General features: G+C 65.1%; 14 protein-coding genes. 1 reads left to right on the plus strand and 13 read right to left on the minus strand.

Translation table 11 applies throughout. The features are described from left to right. Positions 1 to 28: 28 nt before the first annotated feature. The 11 genes from F0A16_RS17145 to F0A16_RS17195 all read right to left on the minus strand — a co-directional run bounded on the left by F0A16_RS17145 (position 29) and on the right by F0A16_RS17195 (position 11,183). Positions 29 to 1,216, minus strand: a complete 1,188-nt coding sequence (locus tag F0A16_RS17145; protein ID WP_149436588.1) for a beta-ketoacyl-ACP synthase — start codon at positions 1,214 to 1,216, stop codon at positions 29 to 31. Beyond that, positions 1,213 to 1,776, minus strand: a complete 564-nt coding sequence (locus tag F0A16_RS17150; protein ID WP_149436589.1) for a DUF3261 domain-containing protein — start codon at positions 1,774 to 1,776, stop codon at positions 1,213 to 1,215. Before F0A16_RS17150 ends, F0A16_RS17145 begins: the two co-directional genes overlap by 4 nt. Beyond that, positions 1,776 to 3,086, minus strand: a complete 1,311-nt coding sequence (locus F0A16_RS17155) for an NAD(P)/FAD-dependent oxidoreductase (protein WP_149436590.1) — start codon at positions 3,084 to 3,086, stop codon at positions 1,776 to 1,778. Before F0A16_RS17155 ends, F0A16_RS17150 begins: the two co-directional genes overlap by 1 nt. Continuing rightward, entirely contained in the window at positions 3,079 to 5,397 is a 2,319-nt protein-coding gene (locus F0A16_RS17160) for an MMPL family transporter (protein ID WP_149436591.1), read from the minus strand. The genes F0A16_RS17155 and F0A16_RS17160 overlap by 8 nt, the downstream gene beginning before the upstream one ends. Continuing rightward, the gene (locus F0A16_RS17165) at positions 5,394 to 5,945 is read right to left on the minus strand and encodes a LolA family protein (RefSeq protein ID WP_187776058.1); all 552 of its coding nucleotides are present in this window, start codon (positions 5,943 to 5,945) and stop codon (positions 5,394 to 5,396) included. Before F0A16_RS17165 ends, F0A16_RS17160 begins: the two co-directional genes overlap by 4 nt. Positions 5,946 to 5,985: 40 nt before the next feature. Then, positions 5,986 to 6,978, minus strand: a complete 993-nt coding sequence (locus F0A16_RS17170; protein ID WP_149436593.1) for an LpxL/LpxP family acyltransferase — start codon at positions 6,976 to 6,978, stop codon at positions 5,986 to 5,988. Beyond that, a complete protein-coding gene (locus tag F0A16_RS17175; RefSeq protein ID WP_149436594.1) occupies positions 6,975 to 7,730 on the minus strand; it encodes a glycosyltransferase family 2 protein in 756 nt (251 codons plus the stop codon). Before F0A16_RS17175 ends, F0A16_RS17170 begins: the two co-directional genes overlap by 4 nt. A gap of 3 nt (positions 7,731 to 7,733) precedes the next feature. Further along, on the minus strand, positions 7,734 to 9,482 hold the full coding sequence (locus F0A16_RS17180; RefSeq protein WP_149436595.1) for an ApeI family dehydratase: 1,749 nt from the start codon (positions 9,480 to 9,482) through the stop codon (positions 7,734 to 7,736). Continuing rightward, entirely contained in the window at positions 9,469 to 10,074 is a 606-nt protein-coding gene (locus F0A16_RS17185) for a COG4648 family protein (protein ID WP_239023869.1), read from the minus strand. Before F0A16_RS17185 ends, F0A16_RS17180 begins: the two co-directional genes overlap by 14 nt. 16 nt (positions 10,075 to 10,090) lie before the next feature. Continuing rightward, positions 10,091 to 10,357, minus strand: a complete 267-nt coding sequence (locus tag F0A16_RS17190) for a phosphopantetheine-binding protein (RefSeq protein WP_149436596.1) — start codon at positions 10,355 to 10,357, stop codon at positions 10,091 to 10,093. A 136-nt stretch (positions 10,358 to 10,493) separates the two neighbouring features. Beyond that, positions 10,494 to 11,183 carry a beta-ketoacyl synthase chain length factor gene (locus tag F0A16_RS17195; protein WP_149436597.1) on the minus strand — a complete coding sequence of 230 codons (690 nt, stop codon included), beginning with the start codon at positions 11,181 to 11,183 and terminating at the stop codon, positions 10,494 to 10,496. 656 nt (positions 11,184 to 11,839) lie between these two features. Here F0A16_RS17195 and F0A16_RS17200 point away from each other — a divergent pair. After that, a complete protein-coding gene (locus F0A16_RS17200) occupies positions 11,840 to 13,705 on the plus strand; it encodes a hypothetical protein (protein WP_149436598.1) in 1,866 nt (621 codons plus the stop codon). Positions 13,706 to 13,910: 205 nt separating this feature from the next. On the opposite strand, the gene F0A16_RS17205 is transcribed toward F0A16_RS17200, so the two are convergent. Next, positions 13,911 to 15,407: a PhnE/PtxC family ABC transporter permease gene (locus F0A16_RS17205; RefSeq protein WP_149436599.1), complete on the minus strand. Its 1,497-nt coding sequence runs from the start codon at positions 15,405 to 15,407 to the stop codon at positions 13,911 to 13,913. Beyond that, positions 15,404 to 16,102 carry an ATP-binding cassette domain-containing protein gene (locus F0A16_RS17210; RefSeq protein ID WP_149436600.1) on the minus strand — a complete coding sequence of 233 codons (699 nt, stop codon included), beginning with the start codon at positions 16,100 to 16,102 and terminating at the stop codon, positions 15,404 to 15,406. The genes F0A16_RS17205 and F0A16_RS17210 overlap by 4 nt, the downstream gene beginning before the upstream one ends. Position 16,103: the final 1 nt, after the last annotated feature.

Genomic DNA, 16,103 nt, shown 5'->3' on the forward strand with positions numbered 1-16,103 from the left:
GACAGTCTCTCTTCGTTCTGGCGTCTCGTCATTCGGTTCGAGGGTCCAGCGTCAACAGCAGGCTGGCATTGTTGCCGCCGAAGGCGAAGCTGTTGCTCAGCGCCCGGCGCGGCCGGCGTTGCGGCGCTGCACCGTTCGTCACCAGGGGGAGCGGGGGGATCTCCGGATCATAGTCCCCGTCGAACCGATGTTCCGGCAGCCTCCCCTGGGTGAGCGCCAGCCAGCAGAAAGCGGCTTCGAGGGCCCCCGCGGCGCCAAGCGTGTGCCCCGTCAGCCCCTTGGTCGAACTGCAGGCAGGCGGCGTTGGGAACAGCGTTGTCACGGCCGCGGCCTCCATGCTGTCGTTGAGTGCCGTTCCGGTGCCGTGGAGGTTGAGATAGTCGATCTCGGACGCCTCGAGCCCGGCCATCTCCAGTGCCTGGCGCATCGCTTCCGCTGCGCCACTGCCGTCCGGGCGGGGGGCGGAGATGTGGTGAGCGTCGACGCTCTCGCCAACGCCGGCGAGCTGGACACCGCCGCTTTCAGGCGTCACCACGAACAGGGCTGCCGCTTCGCCGAGATTGATCCCGTCGCGATGCCGGGAGAAGGGCTGACAGGGGTTGTCGCTGACGGCTTCCAGACTCAGGAATCCATTGACCGTGAGGCGACACAGGCTGTCGGCGCCACCGGCGATCACCGCATCGCACTGGCCACTCTTGAGCAGGCGCCTGGCGCTGGCCAGCGCTCTGGCACTGGAGCTGCAGGCCGTCGAAAGCGTGTAGCAGGGACCGGTGATTCCCAGACGCTCCGCGATGAAGCGCGCCGGCGCTCCCAGCTCCTGGCGCGCGTAGGCGAAGGTTTCCGGCAGCGGCCCTTCGCGGCCACTCTCTGCCAATGCCGACTCGGTCTCACCGATGCCGGAGGTGCTGCTGCCGATGACCACTCCGATCCGATCGCCCGGCACCGAGGAAAGCAGCGACTCGATCTCGTCGCCGAGGCGAGCCAGGGCGAGCGCCAGCAGCCGGTTGTTGCGGCTGCGGTGGTCCTTTGGCCACTGGCTGTCGTCGGGCAGTTCGCTGGTGACCTGTCCCAACGGCAGGGGACGGCCCGGGGTGAAGGCGTCGCTGGTGGTCAGGCCGCGCTGGCCCGAGAACAGGGCGTGGCCGATCGTGTCCAGATCGTCGCCCAGCGAGCAGACGACGCCGGGGCGGGACAGGCGACAAGAAGAGGCAGTCATGAATCATCGTTCTCCTGCATCGGGGCGATCGTCAACCGGTAGTGGCCCTGGCGGTCGTCCAGCATCAGCGTCTCGGAGCGATCGCGATCCGGCGCCGGCGTGATGCGAGCGACCAGGCTTCCCCGATAGCTGATGTCGCGACTCGTCGCGCTGTCGACGACCCGCCAGGCGCTCCCCGCGAAGGCGTCGTGCAGGGCGTCGATCGGCCACAGGCTCCACTCCAGGCGCGATGCCAGCCATTGTGGCGGCATCGGCAGTTGGGGTTCACCCGGCGCGTCGCCCGCTTCGAAGCGCGCGCCCTCGGCGTCGCGAACCAGCGTCGTCAGGCGCTGACCGTAGGGCGTCACCAGCACCGCACGCAGGCGGTCCGGATCGATCCGGATGAACGCGATCAAGGTGCGGGCTTCGCCTCCGTCCGGTTCGAACGTCAGTCGGCTTTTCAGCGTGTCGGTCGTGGTGGCGGCGGCCAGCGGCGGCGTCGGCGACACCGGTGGACTCAAGCTGCAGGCGGACAGGGCGAACGCCAGGCACAGCGGCAGCAGGAGGGGAAAGCCGCGCATCACCGTCCGGTCTCCGGCGACGGGCCAGCATCCGGCTGACGCGCACCGGCGGTCCCGGAGCCCGACGCCCTCGATGCCGCCTGTCTCTCGCAGAGGTCGGCCAGCGTGTCGATATGCCGGGCCGAGTCGGTGACGAACGGGTTGCGACGGTCCCAGGCGTAGCCGGCCAGAATGGCGCTGATGCGCTCCTTGATATCGCGGGGTGCGTCGGCGTGAAAGATGATGGTCTGGAGTCTGCCGTCGTACCAGGCGTCGACGAAGGCGCGAAACGTCTCGATGCCTTCGCGCAGCGGTGCCTCGAACCGGCCAAGCCAGTCGATGGCCTCACCGGCCAGTTGGCGATCCACCAGCGGTGCCGCCAGGCTTGCCGATTTCAGCGCAATGGTCACACCGGAAGAGAACACCGGGTCCAGGAACTCGCCGGCGTTGCCCAGCAGCACATAACCGGGCCCATGGAGACGCGTCACGTCGGCGGAATAGCCGCCGAGTTCAGCGATCGGTCGGGTCGGCCGCGAGCCGCCGAGCAGCTGGCGGAAACGCGGCTCGGCGTCGATCAGCGCCTGCCAGCGGGCCTCGGTCGAATCGCCGTAGGCGCTCATGCGCTCTGTCTGGCCGACCACGCCCACCGAAGCGCGCTGGTTGCGGAAAGGGATCAGCCAGTACCAGATGCCGGCATCGTCGGGATGAACGCCGATGAGGATCTTCTCGCGATCATGGCTCGGCTCCACCGGGCAGCCTTCGACATGAGTGAACAGCGCGGTGCGGGGGGCCTGACGGGCGTCGCGCTCGAGCGCCTCGAGCCGGGCCAGTACGCGTCCGTAACCGCTGGCGTCGACGACGAAGCGGGCGGTCAGCGTGCTGGCGTTGCCGGATTCATCGACGACATCGACCTGGGGGCGATCGGGATCGGCGCGGAACGCGGTGACGGTGATGCCGAATTCGACCTTCGCGCCTTTCGCGCGGGCGGCCTCGATCAGCCGGTGGTCGAAGTCGGCGCGCTCGACCTGAAACGTCGTGCCCCAGCCCGGCGTGAATTTGTGGCGGAAGTCGATCGCCGTGCTCTCGCCGCCGCGGGTAAACGCGGCGCCATTCTTGGGTTGATAGCCGGCTGCCTGGACGGTGTTGAGGAGGCCGGCCTCTTCGAGATGGCCCATGCACTGCGGCAGCAGGCTCTCGCCGATGGAGAAACGCGGGAAATGGCTGCGTTCGACCACCAGTACGCGACGACCGCGGGACGCCAGCTGTGCCGCGATCGCGGCACCGGCGGGGCCGGCGCCAATCACGATGACCTCGTGGTCGGCTTCAGACATGTTCGCTCTCCCGTCGTGGTGTCGAATGGCCAGCCTCCGGGCGCACCCAGGGGACCAGCGCCCAGACGCTGGCCAGGCCGATCAGGCAGGTCAGGCCCAGGTAATGCAGCGCGGGCGTCGCGCTGAAGGCCAGCATGCCGAATGCCAGCAGGCTGGTGAGTGTCGATAGCGTGATGGCCAGCCACGCAGCCGGCTTGCGGGCATGCTCCACGTTGAAGATACCGGCATCCAGCCCGATTCCCAAGATAAGCAGCAGACCTAATTGGTTGAAGATGTTGAGCGGGACGCCGCCGACGGCGAACGCCGTCAGCACGATGAGGGTGGCGCCGAAGGGCGGCACGACGACACGCCAGGCGCGACCTCGATAACGCCACAGCAGTGCCAGCGTCATCAGCGCCATGGCCGCGGCCACCCAGAGGGCGGTATGGCGGCGGAGCTCGCCGAGCAGCCCGCCGATGCGGCTGACGCGGTCGCTGTACTCCACCTTCGGTGGCGAGTCGGCCAGGGTCGACAGGGTCGCATCGGTGCGGGCATCGCGAGCGCCGGATATCACCACGGTGGCGGCCACCCCGCCGTCGTCCGTCTTGCCCAGCCACAGCCGCTGCTGGAGCGAGCCCAGAGGCGTCTCGAGCCATTCGGCCAGGGTCAACGGCGGCGCCTGCTGCAAGCGTGCCCGCGCCTCGTCGGCGACGGTCGCCGGCAAGCCCGCTCGCTCCACCAGCGCGTCCAGCGGCGCGCCGTAGAGCTTGCGTACCCGGGCCAGGTTGGCCTGCTGCTCGGCCATCGTCGGCACCGATCCGGCCAGCGATTGATACTCGACCTGGAGACCGTCGGCGATGGCACGGTCGAGTGAGCCGTCCAGCATATCGAGCCGGGTCAACAGCGACTGGGTATCCGCGGCCCGAACCAGGAAATAGCGGCTGCCGGTATCGCGGTCGAGCAGCTGTTGTACGCGCTGCTCGTCCTGCATCAGCGCCGCCGGCGAGGGATTGAGCAGTTCCAGGCTGTCGTCGCTGGTCAGGCGCAGGCCGCAGAAGGTCGCCAGAACCAGCGCGCCGGCCAGGGCGAGCCATGGCGACAGTCGCCAGCGAGGCTGACACAGTCGCCACCAGCGCGTCGCCAGACGCGCCGTGAACGGGGAGGCGTGAAGGGTGAAGCGGGGAAGCCACAGCACCACGGTGAGCCAGGCGCCGATCAGCCCGAAGGCGGCGAACGCCGCCATCTGGCGCAATCCCGGCATCGGTGTCAGTGCCTGGGCCACATAGGCGATGACGCTCGAGATCAGGCCCAGCGTCAGGCTCGGCATCAGTCGGCGAAGCCGGAATTGCCTGCCATCGATGACGCGGTCGCACTGCAGGTGGAGCACATAGTCGACGGCGATGCCGATCAGGCTGGCGCCGAAGGCCAGGGTCAGCAGGTGCAGGCGTCCGAAGATCCCCAGTGTCAGCGTCAGCGCGAACAGCGAACCGGCCAGCAGGGGCACCATCAGTTGCAGCAGCACCCGGGGCGAGCGAAACACGAAACCGATGACCAGCAGTACCCCGAGTAGAGAGGCGGCGCCGATGGTGGACATCTCCCGCTTCGCCTGACGGGCGCCGGCGGCGGCGTGGAACACCAGGCCGGAACGCAGCAGTTCGGCATCGGGATGCTGCTGTTGAAACCGTTCGAGCGCGCTGTGCAGGGCATTCTGCATCGGCAGGTCGTAGGGGGAACCCTTCAACTCGCCGATCAGCACGCTCCATTGCCGTCCCTCGGCATCCAGCGTCAACAGACCGTCGGCGGCGCCGATCGGGCTGCGTGGCAGGCGTGACAGCCAGGCGTCGAGCAGCCCGAAGGGGTCGGCGACGGGCTCCGGGCGCGCCGTCGGCGAGAACAGCCGGCGCAGCGCCGGCTCGACCAGCGTACTGCCGCCATCGGTGTCGATGGCCTGCTGCCACTGCGGCGTCAGCAGACGATAGCGCCACTGCCCCATCCAGCCGTGCGGGTCGGCGTCGGCCAGATCGAGCTCGCGCCAGTCGACCCCGGCCAGTTGGCCCTCGTCGACCAGCCGCTGCAGCGACCGGCCCAGCGCTTGCGTCGTCGGTACCCGTTCGTCATCGCCGAGCAGCAGCAGGAAGCGATTCTCGAAACCGCGCCCCAGTTCGCGGTCCGCTTTCTCGACCAGCGGCGCCTGCCGGTCGGCGGGCAGCAGCGCGGTGAGGTCGGTATCGGCGGGCAGGCCCTGGCGCAGCATCCAGCCCAGCCAGAGGGCACAGAGTGCCAGCGACGCGAGCCAGAGCCAGCCGAGCCAACGGTAGCCCCTGTCCGTCATGAGTCGTTCAGCGGATGCTGGTCGAATAGCCGGACCTTCAACCGGTCGCCGTCGGGCGTGCGCATGTCGAGATGATCGATGGTGTCAGACCCCCGCAGATGGATCTCGGCGATGCGCTCGCGCAGGGCGGCTTCCTTCGGGGTCAGGGCGACCTGCCAGTCATCCCGGTCACCGGATAGCGCCAGGGTGAAGCGGGACTCCAGCGCCTGCCAGTCGCCTTCCAGCAACTGCAGGAACAACTGGGCGACCTGCTCGCCACCGGGCGGCGCGTTCTCGCCGCTGCCATCGGTTATCGCCTGTGGGGTCAGCTCGATCCGCTCCTCGACCGGTTGCTCGAGTTGCCAGACGACGCGCTTGCCGCGCTCGAACAGAAACGTGCCCTGGCTGGAAAGCGAGCTGTCGAGGTCCGCCAGTTCGCGCTGCTGCTCGAAGCTGCCCGCCAGCGAGGGCGTGGCGGCGAGCTGGCGTTGCAGGTCGTCCAGATCGAAGGCCTGGGCGCTCAACGGCACCAGTAGCAGCAGTGTGATCCACCATCGACGAAACGGCATGGTCGGGTCCTCGGGGTATCGCGTGTCGGGAATCGCCCGGTCAGGTGACGGGGCGCTCGTCCTCATGGCCGGGGGCCGCGGCGTGGGCGTCCTCGCAGTCGAGCCAGAAGGGGAAGAAGTTGAACCACTGCAGCGGGGTCTTCTCGCACTGCCGCGTCAGCCAGTCGACGTAGCGCCGCATGGCGCCATCCATCCATGCCTCCCGATCCCGCCGGCTCAAGTCGCTGGTATCGTCGAAGTGGTCGAAGTCGATGCGATAGCTGGTGGGTTCGCGAAAGCAGCCGATGGTGTAGATCGGGCAGCGCAGCAGGCTCGCCAGCCAGAACGGGCCTTCCGGAAAACGCGCCGGGTGGCCCAGGAAGGGAAGCGTGCGGGCGCGTCCGTTATCGCTGATCGGCACACGATCGGCGGCGATCACCACGAAACCGCCTTCCGCGATCCGGCGCCCCAGCTTCATCGCCGTCGATGGCGTGATCTCGCTGACCTCGACGATCTCGGGCGGGTTCTCGCGGTGGGTCGAGCGCGCCAGGACCTCGTCGAACTGCTGCGCATTGCGTGTGTGCATCAGCAGCGTCGCGCGGAAGTCCTCCTGCATGTCGCTCATGGCGGTGCAGATCTCCATGTTGCCGACATGGGAGACCAGCATGATCCCGCCGTGCCCGCTCTCGACCGCCTGGCGAAACCGCTCCCGCGTATCGCCTTCGAAGCTGAGCGCCGGTGGGATGCCGCTCCAGGCGTCGATCTTGTCCATCAGGCTCTGCCCGAAACTGCGGAAGTGGCGCAGGCTCAGCCAGGTCAGACGCTTGGGCGCATGGCCGTAACGGTGCCGCCACAGTCGGGTAAGGTAGGTATGGGAGGCGCGCCGATGCAGGCCGTGGGCGATATAGTAGTAGACGATCACCAGCAGCAGCATGAACTGGAACGGTAGCCGTCCCAGCTTGCGCCGGATCCAGACCATGGCGCGAACCCCGCCGGCAGTGCCGGTCTCGCGAATTCTCGACCAGTGATTGGGATTGCTGCTGATCGGTGTCATGAGAGTCGTTCCTGGCGGCGGCTCAAGAGATCGGGGAGGCGTCTGAACATGCCGAGCACCAGACGCAGATGCATGCGGGCGAGCAGTACGTTGTCCCGCCATAGCTGGAAGTGGGAGACGCCGTCGATGGGGTAGCGGACCCGGACGGGCAGGTTGACGACGCGTTCGCCCTGCCAGTGCCAGCGTACCGGAAGCTCGCTGTCGAACTCCATGCGATCGCCGCAGGGGTGTTCGGCAACCAGCCGGTTGACGGCGGCGACGGGGTAGAGCTTGACCCCGCACATGGTGTCGCGAAGATCGAATGACAGCGTCGCCAGCCAGACCAGCGAATGGGTGATATAGCGGGAGTAGAAGCGGTGCCGGGGCACGCTGGCGTCGAATCGCGGGTAGCCGAGCCGCAGGACCTCGTCGTCGGCGCGGAGCCCCTCGACGAAGGGCGGCAGGTCGGCCGCTTCGTGCTGGCCATCCGCATCCACCTGCAACACGTGGGTCAGCCCGCGTTCGGCGGCTCGTGCCAGGCCCGCCCGCACCGCCGCGCCCTTGCCCCGGTTGACGGGCAGCCTGACCAGATCCACCGACTCGACGTCTGCCAGGGCATCCAGCACCCCGGCACAGTGCGCGTCGCTACCGTCATCGACCAGGATGACCGGCAACTGCAGCAGGCGTAGCCGCGCCAGGGTCTGGCCGACCGCCTCGGCGTGGTTGTAGACCGGCACCAGGACCGCGATGCGGGCGCTGCTCTCTCTCGACATCCTCTAACTCTCCCGCTCTTGCCGATCGACCAGGGCGATGCGGCCGCTGACATGTTTCCCGCGCCAGCTGTCGCACTCGAGGCGCAGGCTCTCGGCCCCGTCGCCCCGACGGTGCTCGAGGGACATTTCGAAGCGATCGCCGGGCAGCAGCGGCTGGGGAAATCGCAGCCGCTCGAGTCCGTCGAAATCGCTGGTCAGCGCGAACAGCCGGCGCGCCTGCTGCATCGCCCAGTGCACCAGGGCGATGCCGGGGAGCACCGGCTGACCGTCGAAGTGTCCGTCGACATAGGCGCAGTGTTCGGGTACCTCCAGCGTGACCCGCCAGCCGCTGTCGTGGACGCGTTCGCCCAGCCAGCGTGGCGCGCGTCGATCCTCCAGGTCGAGGAACAGGCGCTGTCGGATCTCCGCGCCCAACTTGCCCTGGGCATTGGTCGGCCAGGGGGCGACGAAGCGCCAGTAGCGGGGTAGCACCGGCGTCTCGAAATGGGCGGCGAGTGCCCGGCGCAGCCGCTTTACCGTGTCGCGATGCTGGCGGTGATCGTGGGGCACTTCGCTCGGCGACAGCTGGACGATGGCGGCGAGGCGCAGGTCACGGCGTTGCAGCGTCAGGGTCTGCGCCCGTTCGACGCCGGGGAGCCTGCTCAGTGCGCGGTCCATCGCCGTCAGCGAGATCCGTTTGCCGCCGATCTTGACGATTCGGTCGGCACGGCCCAGCAGTTCGAAGCCCCGGTCCGTCAGCGCGATCAGGTCGGCCTGGCGTTGCCACTGATCCGGGATTTCCAGGTGGCGCGAGCGCAGCCACAGGCGATTGTCGTCGCCGTGGCTGACCTCGACGCCGGGCAGGGCGGTCCAGGCGGATTCACGCTGCTGGACGCGCCAGGCGATGCCGCCGGTCTCGGAACTGCCGTACACCTCGTGGACGGGCGTGCCGAGCCGCTCGTGGACCAGGTCGCTGGCGCTCCTGGAGAGCGGCGCTCCCGAGCTGTAGATCGTCTCGAGCGCCGCGCTCGCCGGCTTCCAGTCGAGCGCTTCCGGCAGGCGGGACAGCGCTGGTGACGCGCTGACGAGGATCATCCGGTGCCCGTTCGTCCGGCAGTGCTGCAACCAGGTGTGGAGGGTTTCCGGGTAGCGACAGGGCTGGGTCGCGAAGGGGCTGTTCTCGCACAGCGGGCGCAGGATCGAGAACAGCAGGCCGTAGATATGCTGGTGACTGACCTGGCTGACGACCAGTCGGCCCGCCAAAGGCCAGAGCGAGGCCTGGGTGGCGAGCTCGGCATCCAACTGATCGAAACGTTTGTCCAGTCGCTGCGGCTCGCCGCTGGAGCCTGAGGTGTAAAGCGAGACGGCCACGGTGGGTAGTGGCCGCGAGTCCCATTGGGGGGCGCGGTCTGGGGGGCTTTGGGACCCGTAGCTCCCGAGCATCGGCTCGGCCGGCCCGAGCGCCACGCCGGTGCCGTGCAGGGCCGACAGCGTCTTCGGCTGATTGTCCGCCGGTAGCACGACGCGATCGCCGCGCTCCCAGATCGCGACCAGCGCCGCGCTGAACTCTACTGGGTCCGGCTCGAACAGCCGCCAGCCGTCACTCTCGTTGGGCGTCTCGAGCAGCCATTGCTGCCAGGCGCCGATACGCCCATGCCACTCGCCCACGGTCAGCCAGCGAGACGGCGTATCCCCCCTTGGGGGGACCCAGGCGATGGCATCCGCCTGGGGGCGGTCACGCCACGGCCGATCGCCGAGTCTACGAAACGTCATGGCGCGCCTCGCCTTGCTGTCTCATGGCCGCTTCCGCGCGCCGTCTGATCCGCTGGCGCAAGCACCACTCTCCCGCAAACATGGCCAGCATCAGGCCGTAGACGATGCCGCCGTTGTACCAGGCCCAGACATCGAGGTCGGCGAAAATCGCAGTGAACAGGGCAATGGCACCGTTGAGGGCGAAGAAGATGCACCAGGCCTGGGTCACCCGCCGGGTGTAGCGCACGGCGTGAGGCGGCAGGTCGGGTTCCTGCCGACGAGCGAACCGTTCGATCAGCGTCGGCGGATGACGCAGGCCATGGGAAAAGAGCAGCAGCAGAGCGACGTTGACCACGACCGGCCATAGCCGCAGGCCGAGCTCCGCACTGCCGGTCGCCGTCAGCAGGAGGACCAGCGGCACCAGACTCCATCCCCAGCGCCGTTGCGCCGAGGGCAGTCGCCACCAGGCAGCGGCGGCCAGCACCATCAGCAGCGGCCAGGCACCGTAGTGCGGCAACAGGAAGTGAACCACCAGAGGCCAGACCAGGCCGATGATGGCCACTGCCAGCCAGAGAAGCCGGTTACGACCGTGGGGGGGAATCGACGAAATCACGAGGGCACCGCCGCTGTCATTTCTGGCGACGCGATTCGACCAGGGCCGCCAGACTCTTCAGGTTGGCGAAATGCTGACGGGAGGATTCCGCCTCGGACTCCAGCGTGATGCCGTAGCGCTTCTGTAGCGCGAGGCCCAGTTCCAGCGCGTCGATGGAGTCCAGCCCCAGTCCTTCGACGAACAGCGGCTCTTCGGGATCGATGTCGTCCGGCGTCACATCCTCGAGTTCCAGGGTCTCGATGATCATCTGCTTGAGTTCGTGTTCCAGCGCTGTCGTGGTCATCGGTCTTGATCGTCCTTGTGACTCGTTCGTTATCGTTTACTGGCGCTCGATCGTGATGTCGGGCGCGCTGCCGGTAGCTTACCGGCCGGGTGCGGCGGTCGTCCCGTCGCCGAAACTGGTCGTTGCGGGGGGCGGATCATGACCGAAGAGACTCGAGTTGCCAACCGCGTCGGCTGATGGGACACGCGATCCGCTGATGACTGCCCATCAGCCAGTCGATGACATCCAGGGGTTGCAAGGTCGTGCCGCCTGCCGGGGTCGCCGCCTCGACCAGGCGCCGGGCACCTTCGGTCGGCTGGCTGCCGACCCGAAGGGCGACGGCGGCGGATAGCGACGCGGGCGCGTACGCGGCGAATCGCTGGGGAACGGGCTGATCGCTGAAGACCAGCAGGAGACTCGGCTGCCCATCGGCGAGATAGCCGCTGGCTTCCGCGATCAGTGCGGCCCATTCGCCACCGCTGGCGGCAATCGCCTGCTGGCTGCGCCGATTGCCACTGGCGATGGAGTAGACGCCGGCCGTGGCGTTGTGAACCGACAGGCCGAACCGGGCCGGGGAGAGCGGTTCGCCCTCATTGAGGCCGTAGAGCATTTCCAGCGTGCGTTCACCATCGCCGTGGCGCGAGGCGTGCAATACGATACGGTCGGCTTCGGGATCGAGCGTCGCCAGCATGTCGCAGATGGCGCGCCCGAGCAGGTTGAGGCGGCGTCGCAGCATCGCGGGAACGGCCTTGCCGGCAGGCTTGTCTTGCGTATCGAGTCGAGATTCCCCGGCAGCCTCGCGGTGAGGTGTCCAGGCTCGCCAATCCTGTAGGTAAAGATCCGTCATGGCGTCGCTTCAACGATCCGTATTGCAGTAATTTTACGCATCATAACGGAAAACGGCGCTCACGCGGTGCAAGCTTTATGGATTCTGGAGGGGCATCGACGATGTCCACCGTCCGGGGGCGTCAAAGCGCCGAACCGGAGTCCGGCGCACCCTAGGGAGGACGATCCTTCGGGCTCGACAAGACTACCGTCGCTCCCCGATGAAAGACTTGATGCAGGTTAAATCGTGATGTGTGAGGGAGGTAAAAAACGCGCACCGGTAACCTGGCCGCTATCGGGAATGCCACTCCCTCTCCTGTCACCCGTTCCGAGGCGCGACATGGCGGCAGCCGCGGGGCGGGGCGCCGATTCGGCGCCGAGACGACCGAGTCGACGTTCCAGCAGACGGCCTTCTTGGCACATCGCTTGACCTCCCGTCGACAGGAGGGGCTGTCACCTGTTGACGTTTGTTGCGCAAGCGTGCGTTTCCTTACCATGCCGTTTTCAAAAATAACAAAAAATGCCATAAGCGGCATCGTGCCATGATATTTGGCTAGGTAATCTTTCAGGCTAATTGCGTTCAATGCAAGTGTCGGGATCTTGGTTTTTACAGATCATCTTGGATGAGCGTGGTATTTTATTTTAAGTCGAGGTTGAAAAAAACTTAAGGAAAACAAAATGACTCAGCCCACTGGTATAGAGAGTAGTTTGGCATCAAGAAACGTTTTTCTAGGTGTCGATAGAGTTGAGGAGTTTGGTCGCGCTTTAGAGGACGCTCTGGGAAAGACGGGCCAGAGTCGTGGCGATGAAAAAACTTCCAGTCCGACCAATCGTGGGGATGATAAAGACGAGCAAAAAATACCCATTGATGAGATCGGGGATATCCTGGGTGGAGGAGGAATGGGTTCCGATACCCCCGTCGTGGATGGCTTGATCTTTGATGACAAGGTCTCATTGGAGCGCGACACGCGGCGCAACGCTGATGACGAAGAGTCTGACAAGGCCGAAGACCAAAATGTCGTTCGGAACGCGCTGGAAGAGTTGCTGGAATCTGACCCTGAATTTGCAGAAGCCTTTGACGAAGCCATAGAGAATGGCGTTCGCGTCAACTTTCGTCTCAATGGCGACGACAGTCGCGCCTCGATTGTCAACGGCGATGTGCTTCAAATCGACATCCCCAGTGATGCAGACGTCAAATCTTCGTTGAAAGAGGTGTTCAACGAGGATTCGAACTGGGATGTGCAACCCCCCGGTGAGGGCCCCGGTTTTGATGAAGTCATGGCGGATGACGATATGTCAGGGGAAGAGTTCGTCGATGATATGGAGCGCCTTGGAATTTTCTCTTTTTCAGGAGAGCATGGCGATAAGATTCGTAAAGACGTAATCTACATGTACGATAATAGCGGTTTCATGAAAGAAACCATGCGTTCTACGCTGGAAGACACCAATGGAGAAAAGAAATTCAACTTCTCCACCATTGGCCAGGGTGGCGGTACCGTTAGCTCTCCATTCGACGACTATTCCACGACACTGAACGCCCATGATGCCTACGAAGGCGTTAGAACGGAGGATTATGAATCCAAAGATAATCTCGGCAACGTCTCCTTAATGGCGCACGAGATAATGCACTCCTTTCTCGGGATCGGCGACAAGCCCACCATCGGCATTGGCGGCGCCGTGGTCCAGCAGGAACTTCAAACCAAGCCAGGCGGCGGTCGAGTCACCTATGACGAGGAACACAAGGGGGCGCCCATTGATATCCACGAGGGGTTTGATGCCAAGAGTTATATCGATGAAGTCAGAGGGGGTGGCCTTGACGATCTTTCAATGGATGAGCTACTGGATGAAGTTGATGGTGTCAGTGTTGGTCTCGCATTGATCAAGGATGATGATGAGTTCGATGACAAATTGAATAGCTTGGTCGAGACGATTCGCGAGGGGGTCGATGTTGAAGATCGAACCACACTTTACATGGAAGGTGACCTTGCAGAACGGTACAAGCAGCTGCTGGATTATAATCTCACCAATGGTGACTATGACAATTGGCAAGAGCTGCACAATGATACCAAAGAGCAACTTATGGACCGCCTTGGTAATTTTGGTGATGAGGCAGACGTATTTGCGGGTTATCTCAAGCGACACGATGGTGGAGAGCAACTGAAGGAGCTGTCTTACGATGCGTGGCGGTCAGATAATCACTTGGTGCCCAGAGATGACTTTATTCAGGGTGAAGAGGATTTCGATCATAATCTCAATGGGATCGTCAAGACTATCGTTGATGGTGTCGATGTGGATGACCGGAAGACCCTTTATATGGAGGGTGATCTTGCTGACCGCTATAAGGGCTTGCTTGAATACAACCTCGTCAATGGGGATTACGATAGCTACGAGGATCTGAGTGAATTCACTAAAAAGCAGCTCAAGGACCGCATCGGCAACTTCGATGATGAGGCCGATGTTTTCAACGGCTATCTGAAACGCCATGGTGGCAACGAGCAAATCGACGATTTGGCCAAGCAGGTTTGGAATGAGAGTGGCATTTGACAGCAATGGATAGCCGCTGCCAGCTCCCGACATGACACGAGCCCCGGCCACTCCCAATGGCCGGGATTTTCATGCCGAACCGGCCACCTTTCAAAAGTGCTGTTCGAATAGATGGTTGACGGGAGAGCGAGCCCGTATGGCTGGCTTTTTATCGCCCGGATTCTCAAAAGCCGCTCAAATTCATCTCGTCCTGGTCCCGCATCGACTACCGGCTACACGGATCGTCGAGCGGCACCTCGCGAGGCCGGAAGCGGCGGGAGATGGCGTCAATGGCGATGTTCAGCGCGGCGGTGACCAGCAGCAGGAAAAAGGCCTGATCGAACATCAGGTACTGAAAGCTGGAGTCGATGTAGAACCCCAGGGTAGCGACACCCAGCATGCCGAGCAGCGCGGTCTCTCGCATGATGACCTCCGCGCGGTAGCAGATCAGGGCCAGCAAATTGGGATAGAGGCGGGGCAGCAGTTCGTAGGCGTAGCGCCCGGACGCCGGGAGATTGGGCATGCCCAGCGTCAGACCGTCGGCGTGACGCGCGACCAGGAACGCGATCAGGGCACCGTTGTGCAGGGCGAGTGCCAGCCACGCCGGCAACATCGACGGCCCGAGCATCAGCAGGAAGATGAAGGCGAGCATCAGTTCCGGCGTCGAACGCACGACGACCAGCAGCATCCGTCCGCCGAAACCCAGCCAGGGGCGGCCGAAGTGACGGCTGGCCAGCGGCCATAGCAGTAGCGCCAGTAGCAGGCTGCCGACAGTGCCCATGAGCGCCAGCAGTAGCGTGTTGCCGATCGCCGGCAGCAGATCCGGCAGCCCGGCCAGCCAGGCGCCCAGGCCGGGGAGGTTTCCCTCCAGCAGCGGGGCCGGCCACAGGTCGTGGCTGACGAAGCGCCACAGCAGCTCGCCATCGACATCCGGCCACGGGCCGAGGAAGAACAAGGCGCCCACCAGCAGCGGTAACAGCAGGCGACGATGTCCCCACCACTGCAAGGTGGCGACCAGCGCGTAGAAGATCCAGAGCAGCGCACCGGCTTCGCCGAAGCGTCCCTCGCGAAAGGCGCTCTCCAGATAGAACCCGAGTGTCGGCAGGCCCACGAACCCGAGCAGCACGCTGGCGCGCATGGCGCACTCGAATCGATAGCGGGTGTAGCTGGCGAGGCGCTCCCAGACCAGCGGCAGTTCGGCATAGAGGAAGCGTGACAGCCGATCGACCCCGCTGGGCAGCGCGTCGTTCGGCGCCCTAGGCGTGAGCTCCAGAATCTCCGCGTAGACCTTGGCGAAGATGCCGGCATAAGGAATGGCCAGCGCGGCAAGGGCGGTGACCGCGGACAGGCCGAAAACCTGGAGAAACAGCAGTGCCCAGAACAGCTCGTGAATGGCGCGGACGAATGCACAGAAACCGCGCACCAGTCTCGAGTGATGAAACAGCAGCGCCAGCGGAAAGCCGAGTATCGCGCCGATGAACGTGCCCCACAGCGCGACACTGACGGTGAGGACGATGGCGCGCAACGGGCTCTCCAGCGCCATGAAATCGGGCCAGGCGAAACCCAGGGCCATCCGCCACAGCTCGCCCCACGGATCGACCGTGATGATGCGCAAATCGGCGAAGGGAAGCAGCAGCAGGCAGAGCAGTATCAGCGCCAGCGAACGGCGCGCCAGCGTCAGGCCAGGGCTGCGTCCCCGCAGCAAACCAGGGGCGGCACTCATGTCGATGCGGCGACTCCGGCCTCGTGGTTCGATGGGCCGGCATCCGGATAGAGGGCGTCGAGGCTCGCCAGTGTCAGCTCGCGGGCGGGCGCGTCCAGCACCACCTGACCGCCACGCAGACCAATGACCCGATCGAAGTGGTCCAGCGCCAGCCGGTGCTGATGCAGCGCAATGATGCTGGAGGTGTGGCGCGCCTGGATGCGCGCCAGCAGCCGCAGCGCCTGATGGGGGTCGACGCTGGCCAGCGGTTCGTCGCCGAGGAAGACGCTGCGCTGCTGGTACAGGGCTCTGGCGATCGCCACGCGCTGGCGCTGGCCCCCGGAGAGCTGCTCCACCGGGCGGCGGAGCAGGCCTTCCAGGCCCAGTTCACGGACCAGGAGGCCGATCTCCTGCCAGGCTTCTTGCCGGGGCTTCAGGAGATTGATCAGGTTGGCCAGCGCCCCGTGCCGATCCAGTCGTCCCATATAGACGTTGTGATAGACCGAGAGTAGCGGCACCAGGCCGTGCCCCTGCGGACACCAGGCGGCCTCGCTGTCCAGCCGGCGCCGAATCTCGGCGAGCAGCGTGGACTTGCCGGCACCGCTCTGGCCCAGCAGGGCCACGCGCTCGCCAGCTTCGAAGGTCAACGAAAGGCCGGGCAGCACGACTTGCGTCCCGTGACCCAGATCGACCCTGTCCAGCTCCAGTAGCGGCATC

The sequence above is a fragment of the Salinicola corii genome (assembly GCF_008298015.1).
Lineage (GTDB): Bacteria > Pseudomonadota > Gammaproteobacteria > Pseudomonadales > Halomonadaceae > Salinicola > Salinicola corii.

Coding starts and splice junctions, on each gene's coding strand:
- F0A16_RS17145 (WP_149436588.1), bottom strand. CDS start 1,216: ATGACTGCCTCTTCTTGTCGCCTGTCCCGCCCCGGCGTCGTCTGCTCG.
- F0A16_RS17150 (WP_149436589.1), bottom strand. CDS start 1,776: ATGCGCGGCTTTCCCCTCCTGCTGCCGCTGTGCCTGGCGTTCGCCCTG.
- F0A16_RS17155 (WP_149436590.1), bottom strand. CDS start 3,086: ATGTCTGAAGCCGACCACGAGGTCATCGTGATTGGCGCCGGCCCCGCC.
- F0A16_RS17160 (WP_149436591.1), bottom strand. CDS start 5,397: ATGACGGACAGGGGCTACCGTTGGCTCGGCTGGCTCTGGCTCGCGTCG.
- F0A16_RS17165 (WP_187776058.1), bottom strand. CDS start 5,945: ATGCCGTTTCGTCGATGGTGGATCACACTGCTGCTACTGGTGCCGTTG.
- F0A16_RS17170 (WP_149436593.1), bottom strand. CDS start 6,978: ATGACACCGATCAGCAGCAATCCCAATCACTGGTCGAGAATTCGCGAG.
- F0A16_RS17175 (WP_149436594.1), bottom strand. CDS start 7,730: ATGTCGAGAGAGAGCAGCGCCCGCATCGCGGTCCTGGTGCCGGTCTAC.
- F0A16_RS17180 (WP_149436595.1), bottom strand. CDS start 9,482: ATGACGTTTCGTAGACTCGGCGATCGGCCGTGGCGTGACCGCCCCCAG.
- F0A16_RS17190 (WP_149436596.1), bottom strand. CDS start 10,357: ATGACCACGACAGCGCTGGAACACGAACTCAAGCAGATGATCATCGAG.
- F0A16_RS17195 (WP_149436597.1), bottom strand. CDS start 11,183: ATGACGGATCTTTACCTACAGGATTGGCGAGCCTGGACACCTCACCGC.
- F0A16_RS17200 (WP_149436598.1), top strand. CDS start 11,840: ATGACTCAGCCCACTGGTATAGAGAGTAGTTTGGCATCAAGAAACGTT.
- F0A16_RS17205 (WP_149436599.1), bottom strand. CDS start 15,407: ATGAGTGCCGCCCCTGGTTTGCTGCGGGGACGCAGCCCTGGCCTGACG.
- F0A16_RS17210 (WP_149436600.1), bottom strand. CDS start 16,102: ATGCCGCTACTGGAGCTGGACAGGGTCGATCTGGGTCACGGGACGCAA.